This window comes from Symbiopectobacterium sp. Eva_TO, assembly GCF_053848865.1.
In genome coordinates this window covers 3,105,965-3,131,007 of the sequence record NZ_JBSPEY010000004.1, presented here as the reverse complement: position 1 = coordinate 3,131,007, position 25,043 = coordinate 3,105,965, and the positions used below count along the sequence as shown (strand labels likewise).

Below are 25,043 nucleotides of genomic sequence, written 5' to 3'. Positions count from 1 at the left end.
AGTGAAACCGACGTGTACTATCGCCATTTACGGCGCTGAAAAATGACACGGGATTCAGATGGCTGGGCACACCAAGAACTGGAAGGGGTAAATCTTGGTGACACGAGGCTCAATAAGCGTGCCAAAGGGCTTTTGATACGGCTGGCTGAGAATCCGCAAGCCAGCATTCCGCATGCGTGCCTCGGATGGTCTGAGACGCTGGGTGCTTACCGCTTCATGGAGAACCAAGCATTCGAATGGCGAGACATTCTGCAACCTCACTGGCAGCGTACGCAGGAAAGGATCCGAGAACACGAGGTTGTGCTGTGTATCCAAGACACTACCGAGCTTGACTTCAACGGGCAGCAAATCCAAGGCTTGGGTCCCTTGAACTACGAAGCCAGGCGTGGTCTGTACCTGCATCCGACCTACGCGGTCAGTCCGGATCGCGTGGGGTTGGGCGTACTGGATGCGTGGATGTGGGCAAGAGAGCCGAAGGATGCAGACGGAAAACGCGATGGGCTCAAGGAGAGTACGCGCTGACTCGAGGGATACGAGCGAGTTGCTGAACTCGCCTCGGAGTTGCCAAACACACGTCTGGTGTACTTAGCCGATCGCGAAGCGGATATCAAGGTGTTGATGCAGCTCGCTGATGACCTTGGCACTTCGGCTGACTGGTTGATCCGCTCGACTCATAATCGCAGTCTGGACTGTAATGAGAAGCTTTGGCAGAAGGTTGGAAAGACCGTGCCGGTGGGAGAAATCCAATTCGTTATGGCGGCTCGCGCGGGGCAGAAGGCGCGTACGGTGAAACAGGCGCTGCGCGTGAAGCGAGTGTCGCTGCGTTGCGGGTTGGCAGTGACTTGTGTGATAGCCAAGGAAATTGAGCCGCCAGCAGGCGTGAAGCCGGTCGAGTGGAGGTTGCTGAGCAATCGCGTACCTGAAGGACGAGAAGATATCGTGGAGCTGATCGACTGGTATCGGGCTAGATGGGAAATCGAGATGTTCTTCAATGTGCTGAAGAACGGCTGCTGTGTCGAAGCGTTACAGTTATCGACCGTGGATCGCATTGAGCGGGCATTGGCGCTGTTCATGATCGTGGCATGGCGCATCGCCTATTTAATGCGTATGGGACGAACCTGTCCAGAGCTGGACGCAATGTTGTTCTTTGATTCCGACGGGACTCATGGAGCTTACCTACTGATGAACAAGCGTATGCCCAAGGGCCGCCCTAAGCTAAACGAAGTATTGCGCTTAATTGCGCAACTGGGAGGCTTTCTTGCTCGAAAAGGCGACGGTGAACCAGGCGCAAAAACTATCTGGAAAGGCTTGCAGAAAGTCATGACGGCCGCCGAAACGCTACGCGCGCTCAGGCACGAACAGAGATGTGTATAACGAGGTGACCAAAGACCCCAAAGTGAGAGACCACTATATCAGTCGTTATAAGAATAATCAAAATAAAATTAAAATTGAAAAGTCATTAATTGAAAAAGAAATTTTAAAACATACAGGGATTAAAGCCCTTAATGTAGATAACGCTGATTTATTTAAACATAAAAGTGAGGCGTGTCGTTTGCAGTTAAAAATATTGCGCGATGATGATGCTGAAACGGTAATAAAGAAAGCTAAATAACTGTTCCGAATAGTAGATCACCTGAAGGGAACTCAGTCCGAGTTGAGCGATCTGATCAATCGATAAAGTGTATTAGCTCAGACCTGATCTGACAGTTACCGGTTATTTATACAGGTGTCTGTCAGATTAAATCTGGTTCAGATTTTTTTCTGCCCAGACTCGTTTACCATCAAGTAACGTGGCCATTGGCGTACGCCCGCAGCACATTTTACCCTGATGAGTTCGCTCATTATTGTAATGCCACAACCAGTTGTCCAGATCCTTTTGTAGACTTTCTAGGTCCTCGTATAACGTCTTACGGAACGCAACCTGATAAAAATCCTGCAAAATAGTTTTATGGAAGCGCTCGCAGATACCGTTTGTCTGCGGAGACATCGCTTTCGTTTTCGTATGGTCTATATCGTTGATAGCCAAGTACAGCTGATAGTCATGTTGTTCCACTTTACCGCAGTACTCCGTCCCCCTGTCCGTCAGTATTCTTAGCATTGGCAGCCCCTGAGCTTCGTAGAACGGCAGCACGCGATCATTGAGCAGGTCGGCGGCAGAGATCGGTGCTTTACTCGTGTAAAGCTTGCAGTGCGCCACTTTCGAGTACGTATCCACGAACGTCTGCTGGTAGATACGGCCAACACCTTTCAGATTACCCACGTAGAAGGTGTCCTGCGACCCCAGATAACCCGGGTGAGCAGTCTCTATTTCACCACAGGCTTCGTCGTCGTGCGCCTTCTTCTCCAGTGCAGCGATTTGAGCATCAGTAAGTACGATGCCTTCTCTGGCAACTTTTTCCTCAAGTGCCTTCAGGCGCTTACGAAAGTTTTCCAGATCGTGTCGTTGCCAGATGGAGCGCACACCGCTGCCAGAAATGAAGACGCCTTTTTTACGCAGCTCATTACTGGTCCGGTGCTGGCCATGAGCCGGGAACTCAATGGCGTAATCAACAACCGCACGTTCAGTGGCTTCATCAGCACGGTTTTTCAGGTTGGGAACCCGGCGGTTTTGGTTAACCAGAGCGTCAATGCCGCCTTCTGCCGCCAGTTCCTGATAGCGATAAAACGTGTCGCGTGACACACCCATGATTTTACAGGCTTTTGATACGTTACCGAGTTCTTCGGCGAGATTGAGCAGGCCGGCTTTGTGTTTGATGATGGGATTGTTAGTATGAAGCATGAGAGTTACCTCGTGTTTTGTATAAGGATTCGACACCCATATCAAAACCGGTAACTCTCAACCTTTCAAGGTCCAGTGTCAGATCAAGTCGCGACTAATACAAATCATTACAATGAAAACCATCCGCACAGTGCGCTGGGATACAACTCCCCAAGAGAATATCGGCGCCAGCGGGCATCGTTAACTTAAGATACAAAAGCTGTCCGGAGATGGTGGGTCAAGATCAAGCAACTCGCTCGTATCCCTCGAGCCAGCGCGTACTCTCCTTGATCCCATCGCGTTTTCCGTCTGCATCCTTCGGCTCTCTTGCCCACATCCACGCATCCAGTACGCCCAACCCCACGCGATCCGGACTGACCGCGTAGGTCGGATGCAGGTACAGACCACGCCTGGCTTCATAGTTCAAGGGACCCAAGCCTTGGATTTGCTGCCCGTTGAAGTCAAGCTCGGTAGTGTCTTGGATACACAGCACAACCTCGTGTTCTCGGATCCTTTCCTGCGTACGCTGCCAGTGAGGTTGCAGAATGTCTCGCCATTCGAATGCTTGGTTCTCCATTAAGCGGTAAGCACCCAGCGTCTCAGACCATCCGAGGCACGCATGCGGAATGCTGGCTTGCGGATTCTCAGCCAGCCGTATCAAAAGCCCTTTGGCACGCTTATTGAGCCTCGTGTCACCAAGATTTACCCCTTCCAGTTCTTGGTGTGCCCAGCCATCTGAATCCCGTCTCATTTTTCAGCGCCGTAAATGGCGATAGTACACGTCGGTTTCACTTCATTTACAACCCCACCGGCTGCCTATTTCAGCCCATATCGTTATACACATCTTTTGGCCATTTTTTGAACAGGATGCTCAGAACCCCGTGAATTAAGGCATTCAAGCCATCCCATTGGCTTTTTGAGGTTCAAAATGCCACTCTGAGATAAACCCGTAACTCATTGATTAAACAGTGCGTTAGAAAGATGTGTATAACGATATGATTTCAGCCCGCTAACCCTTGGCATATAAGGCGTTGCGGACTTGTGTATAACGAGGTGGACCTTAGCGGGTTGCAAACAGCGCATCGCAAGGGGCTTGAACGTGAACTGATGTTGATTCCTTACGTACACGCCATGTTCTTGACCGGTCATGACGATGCTAACCGAGCGGTATTTATGACTGAAGATGCCAATAACCTTAATCTTGTTGGTCTTGCAATGCGCGGTCCGAAAAAAACAGTGGATAAAGTGATAAAAGGACTATCGCTGCATAAATAAATCACGATATAGCCGATATACATCGGGTGCCTCAGTAGTGAGGCACCGTTTTATTTGCCGATGGTTTATATACAGTTTAATGAAATTCTCTCTCTGCGTTGTCCAAAAATGAGATGTCATTACCTGAACAGGGTAGCGCCTTATCGTTTTGACACCCAAAGGACTATTATTCAAGCACAAACAGAGAGGAATGATTATGAACAATAACATTATTGCCATCTCCAGATTCCAGGGAACCATTGAATGGGATAAAGTAAAAGAAGACGGTGTCAGTATGGCGTTTTCTCGCTTGGGAGAAGGTGAGACCTATATTGACCCGACGTTTTCTGAAAATTTCCGAAAATCCAGAGTGGCAGGTATCGCTTCCGGGGCCTGGCATATTTTCCGAGCCAAATCCAGCACGCCAGAAGCACAGGCAAGAACCATAGTAAACACGCTGAAAGAGGCAGGATTTACCAACAAAGATGCTTTTGCCTTTGAAGTCAATAATAAGGTCGGAAGTAATAAGACTGCCACCAAAAATGAAATGGCGAATAACCTTTACCATTTGATACAACATATTATTGATTCAGACCTTCCCATCTGTACCAATAATTTGTACATCAAAACCAATATTGATACCTGGAAGAACAGCGTTGCATGGGAATTACATGATAATTTCTTTCGGAAAATAAAAATCTGGCCCGAACACTGGAGAACAGAGCCTGACCACCCTGATACGTTATATCCCTGGGGAAAAGGAAACTGGAGTTTCTGGGAATATTCATCTCACGGGACGATAAAAGGCATAAATGGCAACGTCTTGATCAGTAAGATCAACCCACAGCGCTAACGCTTGAATCGAGAAACACGCTAAAACTAGCGGAGAATGTCACAGGACATTCTCCGCTGAGGTCGATGTAGATGATGCTGCCAGATGTAATACCGTTGCAGGGCAATCCTCTACGTTAAACGGCGATTATTCCCACTCAATCGTCGCAGGCGGCTTGCCAGACACGTCGTAAACCACGCGGGAAATGCCATCGACTTCGTTGATAATGCGGTTGGAAACGCGGCCCAGGAAGTCATAAGGCAGGTGTGCCCAGTGCGCGGTCATAAAGTCGATAGTTTCGACCGCACGCAGAGAGACCACCCAGTCGTATTTACGACCGTCGCCCATCACGCCTACGGAACGCACCGGCAGGAACACCGTAAAGGCCTGGCTTACCTTGTGGTACAGGTCAGCGTTGTGCAGTTCTTCGATGAAGATGGCATCGGCACGGCGCAGCAGATCGCAGTACTCTTTCTTCACTTCGCCCAACACGCGCACCCCAAGGCCTGGGCCGGGGAACGGATGGCGGTACAGCATGTTGTACGGCAAGCCCAGTTCAAGACCAATTTTACGCACTTCATCTTTGAACAGCTCTTTCAGCGGCTCAACCAGACCCAGCTTCATCTCTTTCGGCAGGCCACCCACGTTGTGGTGAGATTTAATAACGTGTGCCTTACCGGTCTTGGACGCCGCTGATTCAATCACGTCAGGATAGATGGTGCCCTGCGCCAACCATTTCACCTCGGTTTGCTTGCTTGCTTCTTCATCGAACACATCGACAAACACGCGACCAATGATTTTGCGTTTGGCTTCCGGATCGTTTTCACCGGCCAATTCAGACAGGAAACGATCTTCCGCAGCCACATGCACGATATTAAGACCAAAGTGATCGCCGAACATTTCCAGCACCTGATCCGCTTCGTTCAAACGCAGCAGGCCATTATCCACGAACACGCAGGTCAAAAGATCGCCAATGGCACGGTGCAGCAGCATCGCCGTCACAGAGGAGTCAACACCACCGGATAGGCCCAGGATCACACGATCGTTGCCAATCTGTTCCCGCAGGCGCACTACCGCGTCATCAATGATTTTTGCCGGTGTCCACAGCGCATAACATTGGCAGATATCACGTACAAAGCGTTCCAGCATGCGCTGTCCCTGACGGGTATGCGTCACTTCCGGATGGAACTGTACGCCATAAAAGCGTTTCTCTTCGTTAGCCATAATGGCAAACGGGCAGGTATCGGTGCTGGCAACGGTGACGAAATCAGATGGAATGGCCGTTACTTTATCGCCGTGGCTCATCCATACGTCAAGCAGCGGCGCACCGCTTTCACTCAGCGCATCCTGAATATCGCGCAGCAGCGCGCTTTCCGCTTTGATTTCAACCTGAGCATAACCAAACTCACGCTCGCTGGAGCTTTCTACATGTCCACCCAGCTGCATTGCCATGGTCTGCATGCCATAGCACACACCCAACACCGGCACACCGGCCTGGAACACATATTCCGGCGCGCTCGGGCTGTTGTGCTCGGTGGTGCTTTCCGGGCCACCGGAAAGGATGATGCCGTTCGGGTTAAATTCGCGAATCTGTGCTTCGGTAACGTCCCATGCCCAGAGCTCGCAATAAATGCCCAGTTCACGCACGCGGCGCGCGACCAGTTGCGTGTACTGCGAACCAAAATCCAGAATGAGTATGCGGTGTTGATGAATATTTTCTGTCATGAGAGGCGTATTCCAAAATACGTAAGGAGCAAAAAATAAGAGAACCTGGCGAAGTTTACCGGGTTTCTGTCAAATCAGCCATCACATCGGCAGATTGGCATGTGGGCTCAATCAACCCATCCGATAGTTCGGAGATTCTTTGGTGATGGTCACATCGTGCACATGGCTTTCCTGAATGCCTGCACCGCTGATGCGAACAAATTCGGCCTGAGTGCGCAGTGCGTCAATGGTGCCGCAACCGGTCAAGCCCATGCAGGAACGCAGGCCGCCCATCTGCTGATGCACGATCTCTTTCAGGCGGCCTTTATAAGCCACTCGCCCTTCGATCCCTTCCGGCACCAGTTTATCTGCCGCATTATCGCTCTGGAAATAACGGTCAGAAGAGCCTTTAGACATGGCACTCAACGAGCCCATCCCACGGTAAGATTTAAAGGAACGGCCTTGATACAGCTCGATCTCACCCGGAGATTCTTCCGTGCCCGCCAGCATAGAACCTACCATCACACAGGCTGCACCCGCAGCGATGGCTTTGGCGATGTCACCGGAGAAACGGATGCCACCATCAGCAATGACCGGAATGCCAGTAACTTCAAGCGCTGCTACCGCGTCGGAAATCGCGGTGATCTGCGGTACACCCACGCCGGTAACGATACGGGTGGTACAAATAGAGCCTGGGCCAATACCGACTTTCACAGCGCTCACGCCTGCTTCAGCCAGCGCTTTGGCACCGGCACCAGTGGCAACGTTGCCGCCGATGATTTGCAGATCGGGGTATTTAGCGCGAGTTTCACGAATACGCTGCAATACGCCCTCAGAGTGGCCGTGCGAGGAGTCGATCAGCAGTACGTCAACACCGGCCGCAACCAGCGCATCGACGCGCTCTTCGTTGCCCGCACCTGCGCCAACTGCCGCTCCTACGCGCAGACGACCGTGTTCGTCTTTACAAGCGTTAGGTTTACGCTCGGCTTTCTGGAAGTCTTTCACGGTGATCATGCCGAGCAGATGGACGCTGCCATCCACCACCAGCGCTTTCTCAACGCGTTTTTCGTGCATTTTTTGCAGCACCACTTCGCGCGCTTCGCCTTCACGCACCGTTACCAGACGGTCTTTCGGCGTCATCACGGCACTCACCGGGCGTTCCAAATCAGTCACAAAACGTACGTCACGGCCAGTGATAATGCCGACCAGTTCGTTATCGTCAGTTACTACCGGATAGCCGGCAAAGCCGTTACGTTCGGTTAGCGCTTTGACTTCACGCAGCGTGGTGGTTGGCGTCACGGTTTGCGGATCAACAACCACGCCGCTTTCATGGCGTTTTACCCGGCTGACTTCTTCCGCCTGGCGCTCAATCGACATGTTTTTATGGATGAAACCGATGCCGCCTTCCTGCGCCAGAGCGATGGCCAAACCGGATTCCGTCACGGTATCCATGGCAGCAGAAAGCATAGGAATATTCAAACGAATCGTTTTTGTGAGCTGGGTGGTGAGATCGGCAGTGTTCGGCAGAACGGTCGAGTGAGCTGGGATCAGGAGGACGTCATCAAACGTCAGTGCTTCTTTGGCAATACGTAGCATGGGCAATATCTCATGTGGGGATGCGATAAAATATTGCCGTGGCATTATACAGAGCGTAATCGGTTGCCTCCAGCTTTTTTTATAAAAAAACTTGATTAACCTTTCAGGCAAGGTAATATCGGTTAATTAACCCTCTGTTTTAAAATTTGATCTCGCTCACTAAATCGGGTTAGCCAACGCCATGTCCCAAGCGCCTTCATCCGCTATTTTTACCGTCAGCCGCCTCAATCAAACCGTCCGGCAACTGTTGGAAATGGAAATGGGGCAAATCTGGCTGTGCGGCGAGATATCCAACTTCTCCCAACCCGCCTCCGGTCACTGGTACTTTACCCTGAAAGACGAGCGAGCTCAGGTGCGCTGCGCCATGTTTCGCACCAGTAATCGCCGTGTGACGTTTCGTCCACAAAACGGGCAGCAAGTGTTGCTGCGCGCTACCATCACCCTGTACGAACCGCGCGGTGATTACCAACTGCTGGCAGAAAGCATGCAACCCGCAGGCGATGGCCTGTTGCAACAGCAGTTCGAACAGCTTAAGCAGCGGTTAGCGTCAGAAGGATTGTTCGATCAGTCATTCAAACAGGCGCTCCCCCGCCCTGCCAGCAGCGTCGGCGTCATTACTTCACCTAGCGGCGCGGCTCTGCATGATATCCTGCATGTGCTACAGCGGCGCGATCCCGCCCTACCGGTGGTGATTTATCCGAGCCAGGTGCAAGGCGAAGAGGCTCCAGCGCAAATGGTTCGCGCCATTCAACGTGCCAATCAACGACAAGAGTGCGATGTACTGATCGTTGGGCGCGGCGGCGGTTCACTGGAAGACCTCTGGAGCTTTAACGATGAACGGGTGGCTCGCGCCATTTTCGCCAGTCGTATTCCTATTGTGAGTTCTGTCGGCCATGAAACCGACGTCACCATTGCCGACTTCGTGGCGGATTTACGCGCTCCGACCCCGTCGGCGGCGGCAGAGTTGGTCAGTCGCGATCGCAACGAACTGCTGCGCCAGCTACATGCACAACGTCAGCGGCTGGAAATGGCGATGGATTATTCACTGGCCCAGCACCAGCGCGATTTCGCCCGACTTCACCACCGTTTGCAGCAACAACATCCGCAGTTACGCTTGGCGCGTCAGCTTAACCAATTGATCACCCTGCGGCGCAGGCTTGATGAGAGCATGCAGCAGCAACTGCGGCGCGCGACCCTGCGCAATGAGCGTTTGCAGCAGCGGCTGACGCAGCAGCAACCGCTTTCACGTATTCATCGTGCGCAGCAACACCTGCAACAGATGCAGTATCAATTACAGCGGCTTATCACCCGGCAACTGAGTGAGAATAAACAGAGCTTGGGTGAGGTTTGTTCCCATTTGGAAGGCGTCAACCCACTAAAAACGCTGGCGCGTGGCTATAACGTGACCACCACCCCCTCTGGGCAGGTTTTACGCGCCACGACTCAGGCAGCACCGGGCGACACGCTAAAAACCCGATTACAGGACGGCTGGATAGAAAGCCAGGTTACGCAGGTCACGCCAGATGCTAAAAAGCGCGCACGCAGGAAAACGTCTTAGCACTTCAGACTGATGGTAAAGACGCGTATCTTTTCGTCATCCTCGGTGAAAGCTAGAGATCTCCGCCAGAAGAAAGGCGTATAACCAACGGGAGATTCCTGCCTAAGCGGGAATGACGAAGGTGGGAAGAAATGACAGCAATAGCTAAAAATGACCGTTTTCGGTCGGTTTTTCAGCAATCCAAAGCACCTTATCGTTTGTTTTTCACTCCGCGCACACTTATTCCTGTTCCGACTGATAGCTGAGCAGCAGAGTTAAAACACATAAAAACTATAAATATCAATATATTGCTTGAATTTATCGCTCAAAAAATAGGCGACAAAACACAACAAAGCACGACAATACACAACATTTTTATCAATAACTTACCGCTTGCATATTCGCATCGTGATCGATCAGTGATTCGCATGACAATCGATCACGATTTCGCATCTAAGGTCGATCACTGATTCGCGTCGTATCGATCACTCCGGGACTTAACTCTTCTAACCTCCTCTCCGTTCGCAGTTTCTACTGAAATGGAGATAACGATGGCCAGAAAGAGAAAAAGCAGGAGTCCCATGGAGACTTGTCTTCAGATCTTCAAACTCAAATTTGAGTGCAACCAGTCTAATCGCACCATCGCCGCTGCTCTTAGGGTCAGCCCTTCCACAGTTTATGAGGTGCTCTCCCGTTTTACCGCCGCATCGCTGTCGTGGCCATTGCCTGATGCGCTCTTGCCAGAAAAACTGGAAAAGATGCTGTTCCCCACCCGCAGAATGCGCACCTCGGAGCTTATCGCGCCAGACTGGCTGTATATCGATACCGAGCTAAGACGGCCAGGGGTTACCAGGCAGCTGTTGTGGATAGAATACAGCACCGAAACCGGAGAAATGGCGCTGGGCTACTCTCAGTTCTGCCGTTGTTATCGCCAATGGAAGAAATGCCAGAAACGCTCGATGCGCCAGACCCACCGTGCCGGTGAGAAGCTGTTCATCGACTTCTGCGGGCCCACGGTGCCGGTATCCGACCCCGATACGGGAAATGTGCGCCGGGTCGCCATCTTCGTCGCTGTCATGGGAGCGTCAAATTATACCTATGCAGAAGCCTGCCCCGGTCAGGACATGATGAGCTGGCTGAATGCTAACAGCCACTGCCTGACCTTCCTCGGCGGCGTTCCAGCCCTGCTGGTACCCGATAATCTGCGTAGCGCGGTGAGCAAAGCAGATCGCTACGAGCCGGTCATCAACGACAGCTATCAGTCTTTGGCCTCGCATTACAGCACGGTAGTGATGCCAGCCAGACCCTACAAACCGAAAGACAAGGCCAAAGTGGAAAACGGCGTCCTGCTGGTCGAAAGGTGGCTCCTGGCGCGAATACGCAATGAAACCTTCCATACGATGCATGCGCTCAACGTCAGGCTCAGTGAGCTGATGACCGAGCTGAATAACCGGCCAATGAAAGGTTATGGGGGCCAGAGCCGAGCGCAGCGCTTTGCGCTGCTCGATGCGCCGTGCCTGCAGCCGTTGCCAGCCATGCCCTATGAATACACCGAATACCGTGCGGTGAAGGTCGCTCCTGACTATCACGTCGAATACGACCGCCACTGGTACTCCGTTCCCCATGAGCTGGTTGGTGAAAGGCTGTCGGTAAAAGCGGGTCAGACGTTGGTCCAGGTCTGGCATAAGGGCCGCTGCGTGGCTCAGCACCCTCGCAGCGATCGGCAGTACAGCCACAGCACGAATCCGGCACACATGCCGGTCAATCACCGCGGGCACAGCAGCTGGACACCTGAAAAGCTGCTGGATAATGCCGCGAGAACCGGCAAGGCGACCTGGCAGGTGGTGGAAGCGATGCTAAACGCGAAGAATCATCCTGAGCAGGCTTATCGGGCTGTTCTCGGCCTACTGTCGCTCCAGAAAAAATACGGTGCCGAACGGCTGGAAAAAGCCTGTGACAAGGCCTGCGGGCTGAACCATCCGGAAAGGCGTTTTATCGAGAATCTGCTGCGTCACAACAGGGAGGGCATCGGAGAAACAGTTAAAGGAAATAGAGAGTTACAGCTTCCACTGGAGCACGAGAATCTGCGTGGTCCAAAATATTACCACTGAAAAAGGGAGTCGTTATGACTGATGACCTGCTAACCAAACTTAGAACGCTGAAGCTGTCGGCAATGGCCGATGGCATGATACGCCAGCGTGAGGCACCTGGTACATACAATGAGCTGGGGTTCGCAGAACGCCTGGGGTTACTTGTCGAAGAAGAGCTACTGAATCGTGAAAACAGCCGTGTTGGGCGGTTGAGAAAGCAGGCACGGTTGCGCCACGGTGCAACCCCTGAGGGTATGTACTATCCGGTCTCCCGAGGGTTAAAGGCCGAACAGATGCGCGAGCTTCTGAACGGGCATTACATCACCCACAGCAAGAATATCCTGATAACAGGGCCAACTGGCAGCGGAAAAAGCTGGGTAGGTTGTGCCCTGGGCGAGCAGGCGTGCCGGCAAAAGAGAAGCGTTCAATACTGGCGCATGGGTCGGCTGCTGGATCAGCTTGAGCAGGGCCGACTGGACGGCAGCTGGCTTAAGCAACTGAAACAGCTTCAAAAAATAGAGTTTCTTATCTTGGACGACCTTGGTCTTGAAGTTATCACAACGCGGCAATGCAATGACTTGCTGGAAATAACGGAAGAGCGATATGGGCAAACCAGCACGATCCTTATCAGCCAGTTGCCGGTGGAGCAATGGTACGGAGTGATGGAAAACCCGACGGCGGCAGATGCCTTCCTGGATCGGCTGATCCACAACTCTCACAGAGTGGAGCTTCAGGGAGAATCATTAAGGAAAAATAGCCTGGCAGTGGAAAGCGCAGAAGAAACACGCTAAAACGATAAAAAAGTTAGGTTCCCGGGTGATCGATTACGATGCGAAAACGTGATCGACCTTAGATGCGAATCGATGATCGATCGCATGCGAATACGCATCCGTAAGAAGTTATACGAGGACCTAGTCTGAGCTAATACATATGACTGCTGAATGACTGGCTGCTTGGCTTTTTGCTCGATGGCCTGCATAGTGTTCATGGTTTGGTATCCAAGAAGTGTAGTGGTCAACTAATATTGGCCACCGCATTAGACTGTATGTAGAACAGTCGCTCAGATTCGTTTGGAGTTAAGCCGCCGTTATACCAGTGAGGCCGGATAGCGCTGTAATACCCCGTGATGTAGCGGATAATCGCGTCCTGGGCTTCGCTGAAGCTGTTGTAACCCTTTGTCGGCACCCATTCTGTCTTCAGGCTGCGGAAGAACCGCTCCATTGGCGCATTATCCCAGCAGTTACCCCGCCGACTCATACTCTGCTTTATCCGGCAGCGCCACCGGGCTTGCCGGTATTGACGGCTGGTATAGTGGCTGCCCTGGTCGCTGTGGAACATGACTCCTGTTGGTTGTCCCCGGAGTTCCCAGGCCATCTGCAACGCTTTAACTGTCAGCGCCGAGTCCGGCGACGTCGACATGGCCCAGCCCACCGGTTTGCGGGCGAACAGGTCTAGCACCACCGCAAGGTAAGCCCAGCATTTGCCCGTCCAGATGTAGGTCACATCGCCGCACCAGACCTGATCCGGCGCGGTAACCGCGAACTGGCGGTTGAGATAGTTCGGTATTTCAACGTGTTCATTGCCGCCGCGTTTGTATTTGTGAGCCGGTCGCTGGCAGCTGGCGATACCCAGCTCCTTCATCAGCTTGCCAGCCAGCCAGCGCCCCATTTTGACACCGGAGCTGCCGGTGACGATGGTCGCGATACTTCGAGCGCCGGCAGAGCCGCCGCTGGCGTTCCAGGCTTCCATGACGCGGCTACACTTAACCACGCGCTCACCGTCGGGTTCATTAGCGGAAGCCTGCCAGTGCCTGTAGCTGCTGCGATGTACCTCAAAAGTTTGGCACAACGCCGTGACCGGGTATCGCGCCCTCAGCCTGTCGACTACCGTGAACCGTTGAGTGAGTCCGACATTAAGAGCGCCGTAGCCTTTTTTAGGATTTCGTTCTCCATTTCAAGGCATTGGACTTTTTTCTTCATCTCACGCAGCTCGAGCTGTTCAGGGGTAAGAGGAAGTCCCGTTGGCGTTTTTCCCTGTCGTTCAAGGCGAAGCTTATTGACCCAGCGACTAATGGCAGAATGGCTGACATTAACCGCCTCTGCGGCCTTAACGTATGTGTAGCCGTGGTCGACAACCAGCTTTGCGGCTTCGAGCTTAAATTCCGCCGTAAAATGTTTACCCATGAGGTCACCTGTCGTGTTGATGAGGTGAGCATATCACCTCCGCTCAGGTGGCCAGTATCAGTGTGCCACTACAATGACAAATGGCGCAGCGGCTTAATTTTAGCAGAGGTAAATAATGGCATACATCACCTTATCCGAGTGGAATCGGCGGCAACCCCGTCCGCGTTGTATGGAAACCGTCAGGCGACTGGTCAGGAACGGAATGATTTTTCCCGCACCGATACGAGATGGGCGCGAGTATCTGGTTGAGGAAAATGCCTGCAAGCTCACCCAGAACAAAAACCTTCGCTCATCAAGTTACCTTCATCCCGCCCTGTTATCGAGGATAAGACATGGCACGCCGGAGAAGTCATAAGAACCGCGACTTGCCGCCAAACCTGCAACCGCGCAATGGCGGCTATTTTTGCTACCGTGACCCACGCACAGGAAAAGAATATGGCCTGGGCCGCCATCGACAAGAGGCCATTACGCAAGCCATAGCCGCCAATATGGCAATTTATGGCTCATCAAAACAATCACCGCTCGTTGACCGCATCAACGGCACACAGGTGACTACAGTGAGTGAATGGACTGAACGCTATCTGACGATACTCGAAGGACGGAAACTCAAACCGAAAACGATGAGCGAGTACAATAAATACCTGAAAGCCGTTAACGCCCATTTAGGCGAATTTGCTCTTCAGAAAGTAGAAACCAAAGACATTGCCTCGTTCCTTAATCAGTGGGTAAGAGCAGGAAAAGTCACAATGGCGAACCGCATCAGAGCATTGCTGCTTGACTTGTTTCGTGAGGCCATTGCCGAGGGGCTACTCAAAAGCAATCCAGCCGAGGTTACGCGTAACCAGCGGGTGGACATTCAGAGGGAGCGTATAACGCTGGATGAGTGGAGGCTTATACGCAAGGCAGCGGATACATTACCCGCATGGGCTGGGCCCTGTCTTGACCTTGCTTTAGTCACAGGTCAACGTTTAGGAGATATACGGGCGCTACGCTGGGAGGATATCAAAGACGGACGCCTTTACATCAAGCAGGGGAAAACAGGCATGATGCTTGCGTTCTCCCAGACAACCCGCATCGACTGCCTCAATTTATGTGTATTAGCTCAGACCTGATCTGACAGTTACCGGTTATTTATACAGGTGTCTGTCAGATTAAATCTGGTTCAGATTTTTTTCTGCCCAGACTCGTTTACCATCAAGTAACGTGGCCATTGGCGTACGCCCGCAGCACATTTTACCCTGATGAGTTCGCTCATTATTGTAATGCCACAACCAGTTGTCCAGATCCTTTTGTAGACTTTCTAGGTCCTCGTATAACGTCTTACGGAACGCAACCTGATAAAAATCCTGCAAAATAGTTTTATGGAAGCGCTCGCAGATACCGTTTGTCTGCGGAGACATCGCTTTCGTTTTCGTATGGTCTATATCGTTGATAGCCAAGTACAGCTGATAGTCATGTTGTTCCACTTTACCGCAGTACTCCGTCCCCCTGTCCGTCAGTATTCTTAGCATTGGCAGCCCCTGAGCTTCGTAGAACGGCAGCACGCGATCATTGAGCAGGTCGGCGGCAGAGATCGGTGCTTTACTCGTGTAAAGCTTGCAGTGCGCCACTTTCGAGTACGTATCCACGAACGTCTGCTGGTAGATACGGCCAACACCTTTCAGATTACCCACGTAGAAGGTGTCCTGCGACCCCAGATAACCCGGGTGAGCAGTCTCTATTTCACCACAGGCTTCGTCGTCGTGCGCCTTCTTCTCCAGTGCAGCGATTTGAGCATCAGTAAGTACGATGCCTTCTCTGGCAACTTTTTCCTCAAGTGCCTTCAGGCGCTTACGAAAGTTTTCCAGATCGTGTCGTTGCCAGATGGAGCGCACACCGCTGCCAGAAATGAAGACGCCTTTTTTACGCAGCTGATTACTGGTCCGGTGCTGGCCATGAGCCGGGAACTCAATGGCGTAATCAACAACCGCACGTTCAGTGGCTTCATCAGCACGGTTTTTCAGGTTGGGAACCCGGCGGTTTTGGTTAACCAGAGCGTCAATGCCGCCTTCTGCCGCCAGTTCCTGATAGCGATAAAACGTGTCGCGTGACACCCCCATGATTTTACAGGCTTTTGATACGTTACCGAGTTCTTCGGCGAGATTGAGCAGGCCGGCTTTGTGTTTGATGATGGGATTGTTAGTATGAAGCATGAGAGTTACCTCGTGTTTTGTATAAGGATTCGACACCCATATCAAAACCGGTAACTCTCAACCTTTCAAGGTCCAGTGTCAGAGCAAGTCGCGACTAATACAATTTATGCCTTGCCGATGTACTGAACCAGTTCAGTGAATTAAACAACGGCGTAGCGCATATCGTCGCAGACGCTAAACACCAGCAATTTTCTCAGGACACGATTTCCAGAGCATTTTTGAAAGCACGTCGATTATCAGGACTAACATGGGAACGTAACGCTCCTTCATTTCACGAAATCAGGAGCCTTGCAGCGCGTCTATACACTGATGAGAAAGGGAGGGATTACGCGCAAAAACTGCTAGGACATAAGTCATCCGAGATGACCGATAAGTACCGTGATGTAAGAGGGTCGGAGTCACCTCGTTATACACAAGTCCGCAACGCCTTATATGCCAAGGGTTAGCGGGCTGAAATAGGCAGCCGGTGGGGTTGTAAATGAAGTGAAACCGACGTGTACTATCGCCATTTACGGCGCTGAAAAATGACACGGGATTCAGATGGCTGGGCACACCAAGAACTGGAAGGGGTAAATCTTGGTGACACGAGGCTCAATAAGCGTGCCAAAGGGCTTTTGATACGGCTGGCTGAGAATCCGCAAGCCAGCATTCCGCATGCGTGCCTCGGATGGTCTGAGACGCTGGGTGCTTACCGCTTCATGGAGAACCAAGCATTCGAATGGCGAGACATTCTGCAACCTCACTGGCAGCGTACGCAGGAAAGGATCCGAGAACACGAGGTTGTGCTGTGTATCCAAGACACTACCGAGCTTGACTTCAACGGGCAGCAAATCCAAGGCTTGGGTCCCTTGAACTACGAAGCCAGGCGTGGTCTGTACCTGCATCCGACCTACGCGGTCAGTCCGGATCGCGTGGGGTTGGGCGTACTGGATGCGTGGATGTGGGCAAGAGAGCCGAAGGATGCAGACGGAAAACGCGATGGGCTCAAGGAGAGTACGCGCTGGCTCGAGGGATACGAGCGAGTTGCTGAACTCGCCTCGGAGTTGCCAAACACACGTCTGGTGTACTTAGCCGATCGCGAAGCGGATATCAAGGCGTTGATGCAGCTCGCTGATGACCTTGGCACTCCGGCTGACTGGTTGATCCGCTCGACTCATAATCGCAGTCTGGACTGTAATGAGAAGCTTTGGCAGAAGGTTGGAAAGACCGTGCCGGTGGGAGAAATCCAATTCGTTATGGCGGCTCGCGCGGGGCAGAAGGCGCGTACGGTGAAACAGGCGCTGCGCGTGAAGCGAGTGTCGCTGCGTTGCGGGTTGGCAGTGACTTGTGTGATAGCCAAGGAAATTGAGCCGCCAGCAGGCGTGAAGCCGGTCGAGTGGCGGTTGCTGAGCAATCGCGTACCTGAAGGACGAGAAGATATCGTGGAGCTGATCGACTGGTATCGGGCTAGATGGGAAATCGAGATGTTCTTCAATGTGCTGAAGAACGGCTGCTGTGTCGAAGCGTTACAGTTATCGACCGTGGATCGCATTGAGCGGGCATTGGCGCTGTTCATGATCGTGGCATGGCGCATCGCCTATTTAATGCGTATGGGACGAACCTGTCCAGAGCTGGACGCAATGTTGTTCTTTGATTCCGACGAGACTCATGGCGCTTACCTACTGATGAACAAGCGTATGCCCAAGGGCCGCCTAAGCTAAACGAAGTATTGCGCTTAGTTGCGCAACTGGGAGGCTTTCTTGCTCGAAAAGGCGACGGTGAACCAGACGCAAAAACTATCTGGAAAGGCTTGCAGAAAGTCATGACGGCCGCCGAAACGCTACGCGCGCTCAGGCACGAACAGAGATGTGTATAACGAGGTGGGTCGGAGTGGGCTGAGATTGAATAATTTCGATCGAATTTCGAGTAATTTCGATCGATTGCTTGTAACTCTCTGAATCTAAATGCCGTAATTTTCATCCCGCTGTTAGCTGAGCAGCAGAGTTAAAACACATAAAAACTATAAATATCAATATATCGCTTGAATTTATCGCTCAAAAAATAGGCGACAAAACACAACAAAGCACGACAATACACAACATTTTTATCAATAACTTACCGCTCATTTCGACTTGCCGACTCCCTTCCTTAAGCGTGACAAATCACATTCACACCGCATTTTTACGCCATAACACGGCACAGGTCATATCGTTATACACATCTTTTGGCCATTTTTTGAACAGGATGCTCAGAACCCCGTGAATTAAGGCATTCAAGCCATCCCATTGGCTTTTTGAGGTTCAAAATGCCACTCTGAGATAAACCCGTAACTCATTGATTAAACAGTGCGTTAGAAAGATGTGTATAACGATATAGGCACAGGTCCCCCCGCTGCCTGAGCGCATTGTTGTAGGCGGACCCGTTGGTGATTTTAAACTTTTGCTTTGCCATCGGGACCTGATGTTGAAACGAATGTAGTGATCAGAGCCGCCAGTCACCTAAAAGTTCTATTTATTCAGCAAAGCCTGTATTCAGTTGATTACCGGATTGTCTGTTGATTCGTTACACCATATCATTTAGTGAATTATAAACGCTTCTGGTATAATCGAGCAATAATGTAAAGTAAAAGGGATGCTTGCAATAGGCTATCAGTAAGAAATATCTCTGTGAGTAACGCGGTAATCCCTGGGTGAGTTTTTGGAGTTCGATAATTATTTCAGGGAGCGTCATGAAGATAAAATACGCTATTAATTTCTTTCTGTTGATATTCCGCAGAGAGTCTGGGGCAATGACATTGCCGTTTGCTATTATGTTTCCAATGTTATTGATGTTTTTTTCTTTTGCACTTGATGGGGCGCATTTCCAGTCAACCCGTGCCCGATTGGCAGATGCGATGAATCAGGGGACATTAGCCATTGCGATAAACGATCGCTGCGATTACGTAACGGATAAAGAATGTGCTGTTAAGCATGGAAATAAGGAGGCCAATGAAAAACTTCTGAGTCACTATTTGAATTATTATTTGCCCAACATAAATTTTACCGATAACGATCTGGACGTTATTGTCAATCTAAACCGTAACAATGCAAAAGAATTAACGTCAATTGATTATAATGCAACAGGGATTGCGAAATTACATCCTATCTTCAAAAAATATAACGGAGTTGGATTTAGCGATGATGTCATCGTTCGTGCAGACAGTTCCGCCGGTACGGTAAGAAAATCGGTGGAAAAGCACAGTATCCCTACGGATTTCGTTTTTATTGTAGACGTTTCTGACTCAATGTCCTCGAAGATTCGTGGGTCTTCTGATATTAAATACAATATTTTAAAAAAGGCGGTAGTGCATTTTTCTCACGCTATTTTAAATAATAACGAGAAAAACACCATTGGCATTGTTCCTTTTAATGTTGGTGTTCCTGTTAAATTGAGTAAAACAAGCCTTTTTGGTGGAAAAGAAACAGGCTGTTCTTTTGCCGGGAAGCTCAAAAAAAGGTATGCGAAGTTCCAAAGTAAAAGTGTTGATTTCAATTTTTGGTATAACAAACACTTAGGTAAAACAACTAATATTAAACAACAGGATGAGTTAATCACCTCTTTTTATGAAAAAGTCGTTGCACGTGGTTTGAATCTTACCATGCCACAAATGGTTGATAAAAAATGGTGTACTACATATTCGGAGAAAAATATTCCTTTTTACAGCTGTGATGCTGATTCTCGTGCTAATTTGCGGGCGCATCCTCATGAACTAAATCGTCATTATGATCATGTTAAAAATTTAAACGAAATAGCACGTCATTATTTGAGTATTGTAACTTCTAAAACTATTAATTTCAATGAAACTTTGAAGGATGAGAATTTGTTTTCTGACAGGTCAGTCACTACTTATACCTACTTTCCTTATCATATAAATAATAGCATGTTTTATCACATGTGTTTTGATAAGAGCTACTATGATTCATCAAAAAGACCTAACTTTTTATATAAGCTGAATAATTTTGTTAAGGAAATGAAATATAGACAGTCGCCGCCCTCTTATCTAATTGAATTAACCTCTAATCCTGACGTTATCAATCAATTTCAGAAAATGAGTGTTATGGGAGGAGCGACTGACACTAGCAGTGGTTTGCTGCGATCGCTACCTGTGATTGCGAAGGGTCATAATGCTAAAAAGGTCATTATCATGGTTACTGATGGGGATGATAGCGCTCAGGGGCCGAAACATTTATCCAGAAAGCTTCATCAGGATTACAAAATTTGTAAAAGAATAAAAGAGGGTTTATTAACTTATAATAAAATTTATAAGACAAACGAGGTAGATATCTTTTACATTTCATTGGCCTCCACAAAAGAAGATGATGAACATATTAAGTTTTGGAGAGAGTTCTGTGTTGGAGACGATAATGCTTTTGTTGCGAGTGATTATCTAAGTCTGGTGAATATACTGACAAAAATATATAAAAAAGATAAAATAAACTTTATTGATAAAAGTGGTTTTTAATCGATAGGCTTCGTCCGTATTTGGGAGGGATATGAGAACAATTGTTATTGCGGATACACTCTATTATCGTTATAATAGGGTTGAGCGAACTTTTTTATAAAAAATTCGACGGCAATCCTGATGTGGATGTATTCGATCACTACAACGAGAAAAAGCTAACGCGTAGGGGAGAATACCGTAATGCGCTGGATATAACGAATAATTATTTTAACTATGTGTTTTTAAAAACCTTAAATGTAAATCAATTTAAATTAATGTACTCATATATGTACACGAAGCGTTTCAACGTTTCCAATGTTACGAGGTATGCCCCCCTCTACCCATATCGTTATACACATCTTTTGGCCATTTTTTGAACAGGATGCTCAGAACCCCGTGAATTAAGGCATTCAAGCCATCCCATTGGCTTTTTGAGGTTCAAAATGCCACTCTGAAATAAACCCGTAACTCATTGATTAAACAGTGCGTTAGAAAGATGTGTATAACGATATGCCCTCTACCTACTCCCTACGCTTGAGGATGCGCTCGACCTTATAGCCGAGCGGCGTGGGCTTTTCGTTTAGCTTGCTACGGTGTTACAGTAAACATTACTGTGCATCACCTTCAGCTTTGATTCCTCGCATTCTGGCATCTGCACGCGCACTGATATGAAGGTGTCGCGCGGGATATCTATCGGGTCGCCGTTCGCGTAGCCTTCAATCTCATTGCGGGCGAAAGCGGGCGCATCCGGATGTGGCCGGTGATAGGTCCGAATGACCATCGAGCCATCCGGGTTTATCTGCGAACTCCCCTCATCGCCGCCATAGTCCACCCACAGGCGCGGTAGCTTGTTGCGGCACATCGGTACATCGATACCGCCCTCATAACCGCCCCAGGCGCGATCGGCGTTCAGGCCCAGACAGCCGGAAATGCGGTACACCCCTTCGCTCAGGCGTTCGGTGGTGATGCCCTCGGCTTCGCTGGTGAGTTCGCTGGTGCCGTCAGCAAACAGCTTCACAACCGGGCTTGCTGTTTTCCAGAAGCCGTTGGCGTCGGATACAGCATTCAGCCCTGCCGCCAGTAGCGGGTATGTCCATTGGTAAATACGTTTACCACAAGCCGGATTAATCGATATATCGCTGTTTTCGTTGAAATAGATCCCGTTACTTGCTTTATAGTTATGCAACGTTAGCGTATTTACGTTGTCACCACCGGAACCCAAATACCATCTTGAATTTCCATCAGCGTCACTTCCTCGGATGAACGACGACTTTCCTTGTTCAGCAGGGAAGATCATGAACGCTTCTGAATTCCTACGAAATTGCTTTAGCCCAGTTATGTTTTGCGCAGTATCAAGCGTTGCGGGGTTTGGCAGATTTGCGCTAGTCCAAAACTCATCCCATGTTGTCCATGCATCGCTCGGTGTTGGCTTGCTTCTGATAAAAATGCGCTTTGAAACAGGGGTGATATAAATCTGCGTAATGCCGTAGCTGGTCACATTGTTGTAGAGCACAAGCAGGTTCCCAGCGGACACCACAGGATAGTTCCTTGCCGCCGTGGCGTTTGCGGTCGCATTCTGCCACCAGATACCCTGGTAATCGGTCCCGATAACATTGTTCAGGTCATTGGTTCCCAGCGCGCCTTTCAACAGGAAAACATCGCTGGAATTGGCTTTCCCATTCAGCGCCGTATCCCACGCCCGTTGCGAGCGAACGGTAACGGTCTGACCGTCTGGCGTGGTCAACGTAACGTTTCCCGTCCCGGTTAATATCTGCTGCCAACCCGACAACTGCTGATGGTAATAGGCAAGCGTTGCTGCAAATTCATGCGCAAACTGCTCAATGGAAACCGTCGGAGAGGTGGGAATAGCATAGGCTTTACCCGTTCCCATGGTGCCAGTGAACGCAGATACCAGCGTTAATTGTGTATCAGATTGCACAGACTCAATTTCATAAATCTGAACAGTGCCAGCAGCGGGTAATAATAACATCCGCCCTGCTGCTACACCGTTTAATGGATGAGTGAATTGATGTAGCCCCCTGTAACACCAGACAGTAGCTGTATCTCCAGATAAGAGATAGGCTTAGATATATGTCTAACAATCATGCTAATTTTGAAATGACCGGGATCCTGTTAGGGCAAGAAGTCCGTAAGCGTAAAACTCCGCAAGAGAAAATCGCCATCATTCAGCAGACAATGGAGCCGGGGATGAACGTCTCCCATGTAGCCCGCCTGCATGGCATCCAGCCCAGCCTTTTGTTTAAGTGGAAGAAGCAATACCAGGAAGGAAGCCTCACCGCCGTTGCGGCCGGAGAAGAAGTGGTTCCAGCTTCGGCGCTGGCGACTGCCCTCAAGCAGGTCAGGGAGCTACAGCGCCTTCTGGGTAAGAAGACGATGGAAGTTGAGATCCTCAAAGAAGCAGTGGAGTACCGCCAGTCGCGAAAATGGATAGCGCACGCGCCCTTGTTGCCAAAGGACGGGGAATAGCTCTGGTCAGCCGCGCCATGAGCGTGTCGCGTGCGCAGCTGTCACTGCGGGTTAACCGTTCTGCCGACTGGCTGGACAGGCGCAGCAACCGGCGTAATGACGAAGCTGATGCTGAGATATTATCGGACATCCTCCGTATCATCAGCGACATGCCCAGTTACGGTTACCGCCGAGTGTGGGGTATCCTGCGTAAGCAATGTCGTGCAGAGGGACTTCCACCGGTTGCATATTCGCATCGTGATCGATCAGTGATTCGCATGACAATCGATCACGATTTCGCATCTAAGGTCGATCACTGATTCGCGTCGTATCGATCACTCCGGGACTTAACTCTTCTAACCTCCTCTCCGTTCGCAGTTTCTACTGAAATGGAGATAACGATGGCCAGAAAGAGAAAAAGCAGGAGTCCCATGGAGACTTGTCTTCAGATCTTCAAACTCAAATTTGAGTGCAACCAGTCTAATCGCACCATCGCCGCTGCTCTTAGGGTCAGCCCTTCCACAGTTTATGAGGTGCTCTCCCGTTTTACCGCCGCATCGCTGTCGTGGCCATTGCCTGATGCGCTCTTGCCAGAAAAACTGGAAAAGATGCTGTTCCCCACCCGCAGAATGCGCACCTCGGAGCTTATCGCGCCAGACTGGCTGTATATCGATACCGAGCTAAGACGGCCAGGGGTTACCAGGCAGCTGTTGTGGATAGAATACAGCACCGAAACCGGAGAAATGGCGCTGGGCTACTCTCAGTTCTGCCGTTGTTATCGCCAATGGAAGAAATGCCAGAAACGCTCGATGCGCCAGACCCACCGTGCCGGTGAGAAGCTGTTCATCGACTTCTGCGGGCCCACGGTGCCGGTATCCGACCCCGATACGGGAAATGTGCGCCGGGTCGCCATCTTCGTCGCTGTCATGGGAGCGTCAAATTATACCTATGCAGAAGCCTGCCCCGGTCAGGACATGATGAGCTGGCTGAATGCTAACAGCCACTGCCTGACCTTCCTCGGCGGCGTTCCAGCCCTGCTGGTACCCGATAATCTGCGTAGCGCGGTGAGCAAAGCAGATCGCTACGAGCCGGTCATCAACGACAGCTATCAGTCTTTGGCCTCGCATTACAGCACGGTAGTGATGCCAGCCAGACCCTACAAACCGAAAGACAAGGCCAAAGTGGAAAACGGCGTCCTGCTGGTCGAAAGGTGGCTCCTGGCGCGAATACGCAATGAAACCTTCCATACGATGCATGCGCTCAACGTCAGGCTCAGTGAGCTGATGACCGAGCTGAATAACCGGCCAATAAAAGGTTATGGGGGCCAGAGCCGAGCGCAGCGCTTTGCGCTGCTCGATGCGCCGTGCCTGCAGCCGTTGCCAGCCATGCCCTATGAATACACCGAATACCGTGCGGTGAAGGTCGCTCCTGACTATCACGTCGAATACGACCGCCACTGGTACTCCGTTCCCCATGAGCTGGTTGGTGAAAGGCTGTCGGTAAAAGCGGGTCAGACGTTGGTCCAGGTCTGGCATAAGGGCCGCTGCGTGGCTCAGCACCCTCGCAGCGATCGGCAGTACAGCCACAGCACGAATCCGGCACACATGCCGGTCAATCACCGCGGGCACAGCAGCTGGACACCTGAAAAGCTGCTGGATAATGCCGCGAGAACCGGCAAGGCGACCCGGCAGGTGGTGGAAGCGATGCTAAACGCGAAGAATCATCCTGAGCAGGCTTATCGGGCTGTTCTCGGCCTACTGTCGCTCCAGAAAAAATACGGTGCCGAACGGCTGGAAAAAGCCTGTGACAAGGCCTGCGGGCTGAACCATCCGGAAAGGCGTTTTATCGAGAATCTGCTGCGTCACAACAGGGAGGGCATCGGAGAAACAGTTAAAGGAAATAGAGAGTTACAGCTTCCACTGGAGCACGAGAATCTGCGTGGTCCAAAATATTACCACTGAAAAAGGGAGTC

Annotated in this window: 16 protein-coding genes and 5 pseudogenes; 14 read left to right on the top strand and 7 right to left on the bottom strand. The window is 50.6% G+C overall.

Annotated elements, in window-relative coordinates:
• The first annotated feature begins 42 nt into the window (after positions 1-42).
• Both ACWWJF_RS18660 and ACWWJF_RS18655 read left to right on the top strand, forming a co-directional pair.
• A pseudogene (locus ACWWJF_RS18660) lies at positions 43-1,374 on the top strand (IS4 family transposase).
• Positions 1,375-1,378: 4 nt separating this feature from the next.
• The gene (locus tag ACWWJF_RS18655; RefSeq protein WP_455870272.1) at positions 1,379-1,612 is read left to right on the top strand and encodes a hypothetical protein; all 234 of its coding nucleotides are present in this window, start codon (positions 1,379-1,381) and stop codon (positions 1,610-1,612) included.
• A gap of 126 nt (positions 1,613-1,738) precedes the next feature.
• On the opposite strand, the gene ACWWJF_RS18650 is transcribed toward ACWWJF_RS18655, so the two are convergent.
• Both ACWWJF_RS18650 and ACWWJF_RS18645 read right to left on the bottom strand, forming a co-directional pair.
• Positions 1,739-2,779, bottom strand: coding sequence for an IS481 family transposase (locus ACWWJF_RS18650; protein ID WP_455868660.1), 1,041 nt, complete (start codon positions 2,777-2,779; stop codon positions 1,739-1,741).
• Between the two features lie 226 nt (positions 2,780-3,005).
• Positions 3,006-3,509 (bottom strand): annotated as a pseudogene (locus ACWWJF_RS18645) (IS4/Tn5 family transposase DNA-binding protein); the annotation flags it as partial.
• Between the two features lie 305 nt (positions 3,510-3,814).
• Between ACWWJF_RS18645 and ACWWJF_RS18640 the strand changes: the two are divergent.
• Together ACWWJF_RS18640 and ACWWJF_RS18635 are read left to right on the top strand one after the other, a co-directional pair.
• A pseudogene (locus ACWWJF_RS18640) lies at positions 3,815-4,033 on the top strand (DUF2000 family protein); the annotation flags it as partial.
• A 196-nt stretch (positions 4,034-4,229) separates the two neighbouring features.
• The gene (locus ACWWJF_RS18635; protein WP_455870271.1) at positions 4,230-4,865 is read left to right on the top strand and encodes a glycoside hydrolase family 25 protein; all 636 of its coding nucleotides are present in this window, start codon (positions 4,230-4,232) and stop codon (positions 4,863-4,865) included.
• A 126-nt stretch (positions 4,866-4,991) separates the two neighbouring features.
• Here ACWWJF_RS18635 and guaA read toward each other — a convergent pair whose 3' ends face one another.
• Positions 4,992-6,569, bottom strand: a complete 1,578-nt coding sequence (guaA, locus tag ACWWJF_RS18630) for a glutamine-hydrolyzing GMP synthase (protein WP_455870270.1) — start codon at positions 6,567-6,569, stop codon at positions 4,992-4,994.
• A 111-nt stretch (positions 6,570-6,680) separates the two neighbouring features.
• On the bottom strand, positions 6,681-8,144 hold the full coding sequence (gene guaB, locus ACWWJF_RS18625) for an IMP dehydrogenase (protein ID WP_455870269.1): 1,464 nt from the start codon (positions 8,142-8,144) through the stop codon (positions 6,681-6,683).
• A 181-nt stretch (positions 8,145-8,325) separates the two neighbouring features.
• Between guaB and xseA the strand changes: the two genes are divergently transcribed.
• The 3 genes from xseA to istB all read left to right on the top strand — a co-directional run bounded on the left by xseA (position 8,326) and on the right by istB (position 12,562).
• Positions 8,326-9,702, top strand: coding sequence for an exodeoxyribonuclease VII large subunit (gene xseA / locus ACWWJF_RS18620; RefSeq protein WP_455870268.1), 1,377 nt, complete (start codon positions 8,326-8,328; stop codon positions 9,700-9,702).
• Positions 9,703-10,262: 560 nt separating this feature from the next.
• A complete protein-coding gene (gene istA / locus ACWWJF_RS18615) occupies positions 10,263-11,792 on the top strand; it encodes an IS21 family transposase (RefSeq protein WP_455868378.1) in 1,530 nt (509 codons plus the stop codon).
• Positions 11,793-11,806: 14 nt separating this feature from the next.
• Entirely contained in the window at positions 11,807-12,562 is a 756-nt protein-coding gene (gene istB / locus ACWWJF_RS18610; RefSeq protein ID WP_455868472.1) for an IS21-like element helper ATPase IstB, read from the top strand.
• Between the two features lie 223 nt (positions 12,563-12,785).
• Here the strand turns inward: istB and ACWWJF_RS18605 are convergent.
• Positions 12,786-13,954, bottom strand: a protein-coding gene (locus ACWWJF_RS18605) for an IS3 family transposase (RefSeq protein ID WP_455870163.1) whose coding sequence is annotated in 2 segments (ribosomal slippage) — positions 12,786-13,699 and positions 13,699-13,954 — 1,170 coding nt in all. Because the reading frame shifts where the segments join, the coding sequence is not laid out codon by codon here.
• A gap of 115 nt (positions 13,955-14,069) precedes the next feature.
• On the opposite strand from ACWWJF_RS18605, the gene ACWWJF_RS18600 reads away from it, so the two are divergent.
• Together ACWWJF_RS18600 and ACWWJF_RS18595 are read left to right on the top strand one after the other, a co-directional pair.
• Positions 14,070-14,309, top strand: coding sequence for an excisionase (locus ACWWJF_RS18600; RefSeq protein ID WP_455869951.1), 240 nt, complete (start codon positions 14,070-14,072; stop codon positions 14,307-14,309).
• Positions 14,287-15,066 (top strand): phage integrase Arm DNA-binding domain-containing protein, encoded by a 780-nt coding sequence (locus tag ACWWJF_RS18595; RefSeq protein ID WP_455870267.1) that lies wholly within the window; start codon positions 14,287-14,289, stop codon positions 15,064-15,066. Before ACWWJF_RS18600 ends, ACWWJF_RS18595 begins: the two co-directional genes overlap by 23 nt.
• A 39-nt stretch (positions 15,067-15,105) precedes the next feature.
• Here ACWWJF_RS18595 and ACWWJF_RS18590 read toward each other — a convergent pair whose 3' ends face one another.
• Complete coding sequence (locus tag ACWWJF_RS18590) at positions 15,106-16,146, bottom strand: IS481 family transposase (protein ID WP_455868673.1); 1,041 nt, start codon at positions 16,144-16,146, stop codon at positions 15,106-15,108.
• 122 nt (positions 16,147-16,268) lie between these two features.
• Here ACWWJF_RS18590 and ACWWJF_RS18585 point away from each other — a divergent pair, with 122 nt between their 5' ends.
• The 3 genes and pseudogenes from ACWWJF_RS18585 (at position 16,269) to ACWWJF_RS18575 (ending at position 20,626) form a co-directional block, all read left to right on the top strand.
• A complete protein-coding gene (locus ACWWJF_RS18585; protein WP_455871166.1) occupies positions 16,269-16,592 on the top strand; it encodes a tyrosine-type recombinase/integrase in 324 nt (107 codons plus the stop codon).
• A gap of 78 nt (positions 16,593-16,670) precedes the next feature.
• A pseudogene (locus ACWWJF_RS18580) lies at positions 16,671-18,001 on the top strand (IS4 family transposase).
• A gap of 852 nt (positions 18,002-18,853) precedes the next feature.
• Entirely contained in the window at positions 18,854-20,626 is a 1,773-nt protein-coding gene (locus ACWWJF_RS18575) for a hypothetical protein (protein ID WP_455870266.1), read from the top strand.
• 559 nt (positions 20,627-21,185) lie between these two features.
• Here ACWWJF_RS18575 and ACWWJF_RS18570 read toward each other — a convergent pair.
• Positions 21,186-22,595 carry a phage tail fiber protein gene (locus tag ACWWJF_RS18570; protein WP_455870265.1) on the bottom strand — a complete coding sequence of 470 codons (1,410 nt, stop codon included), beginning with the start codon at positions 22,593-22,595 and terminating at the stop codon, positions 21,186-21,188.
• Positions 22,596-22,723: 128 nt separating this feature from the next.
• On the opposite strand from ACWWJF_RS18570, the pseudogene ACWWJF_RS18565 reads away from it, so the two are divergent.
• Positions 22,724-23,310: pseudogene (locus ACWWJF_RS18565) on the top strand (transposase); the annotation flags it as partial.
• Positions 23,311-23,502: 192 nt separating this feature from the next.
• On the top strand, positions 23,503-25,032 hold the full coding sequence (istA, locus tag ACWWJF_RS18560) for an IS21 family transposase (RefSeq protein ID WP_455870264.1): 1,530 nt from the start codon (positions 23,503-23,505) through the stop codon (positions 25,030-25,032).
• Positions 25,033-25,043 lie beyond the last annotated feature (11 nt).

What these genes read in the sequence shown, in the direction of transcription:
- istA (WP_455870264.1), top strand. Translation starts at nt 23,503, where the DNA reads ATGGAGACTTGTCTTCAGATCTTCAAACTCAAATTTGAGTGCAACCAG.
- ACWWJF_RS18575 (WP_455870266.1), top strand. Translation starts at nt 18,854, where the DNA reads ATGAAGATAAAATACGCTATTAATTTCTTTCTGTTGATATTCCGCAGA.
- ACWWJF_RS18595 (WP_455870267.1), top strand. Translation starts at nt 14,287, where the DNA reads ATGGCACGCCGGAGAAGTCATAAGAACCGCGACTTGCCGCCAAACCTG.
- xseA (WP_455870268.1), top strand. Translation starts at nt 8,326, where the DNA reads ATGTCCCAAGCGCCTTCATCCGCTATTTTTACCGTCAGCCGCCTCAAT.
- ACWWJF_RS18570 (WP_455870265.1), bottom strand. Translation starts at nt 22,595, where the DNA reads ATGTTATTATTACCCGCTGCTGGCACTGTTCAGATTTATGAAATTGAG.
- guaA (WP_455870270.1), bottom strand. Translation starts at nt 6,569, where the DNA reads ATGACAGAAAATATTCATCAACACCGCATACTCATTCTGGATTTTGGT.
- ACWWJF_RS18650 (WP_455868660.1), bottom strand. Translation starts at nt 2,779, where the DNA reads ATGCTTCATACTAACAATCCCATCATCAAACACAAAGCCGGCCTGCTC.
- ACWWJF_RS18590 (WP_455868673.1), bottom strand. Translation starts at nt 16,146, where the DNA reads ATGCTTCATACTAACAATCCCATCATCAAACACAAAGCCGGCCTGCTC.
- ACWWJF_RS18600 (WP_455869951.1), top strand. Translation starts at nt 14,070, where the DNA reads ATGGCATACATCACCTTATCCGAGTGGAATCGGCGGCAACCCCGTCCG.
- istB (WP_455868472.1), top strand. Translation starts at nt 11,807, where the DNA reads ATGACTGATGACCTGCTAACCAAACTTAGAACGCTGAAGCTGTCGGCA.
- ACWWJF_RS18635 (WP_455870271.1), top strand. Translation starts at nt 4,230, where the DNA reads ATGAACAATAACATTATTGCCATCTCCAGATTCCAGGGAACCATTGAA.
- istA (WP_455868378.1), top strand. Translation starts at nt 10,263, where the DNA reads ATGGAGACTTGTCTTCAGATCTTCAAACTCAAATTTGAGTGCAACCAG.
- guaB (WP_455870269.1), bottom strand. Translation starts at nt 8,144, where the DNA reads ATGCTACGTATTGCCAAAGAAGCACTGACGTTTGATGACGTCCTCCTG.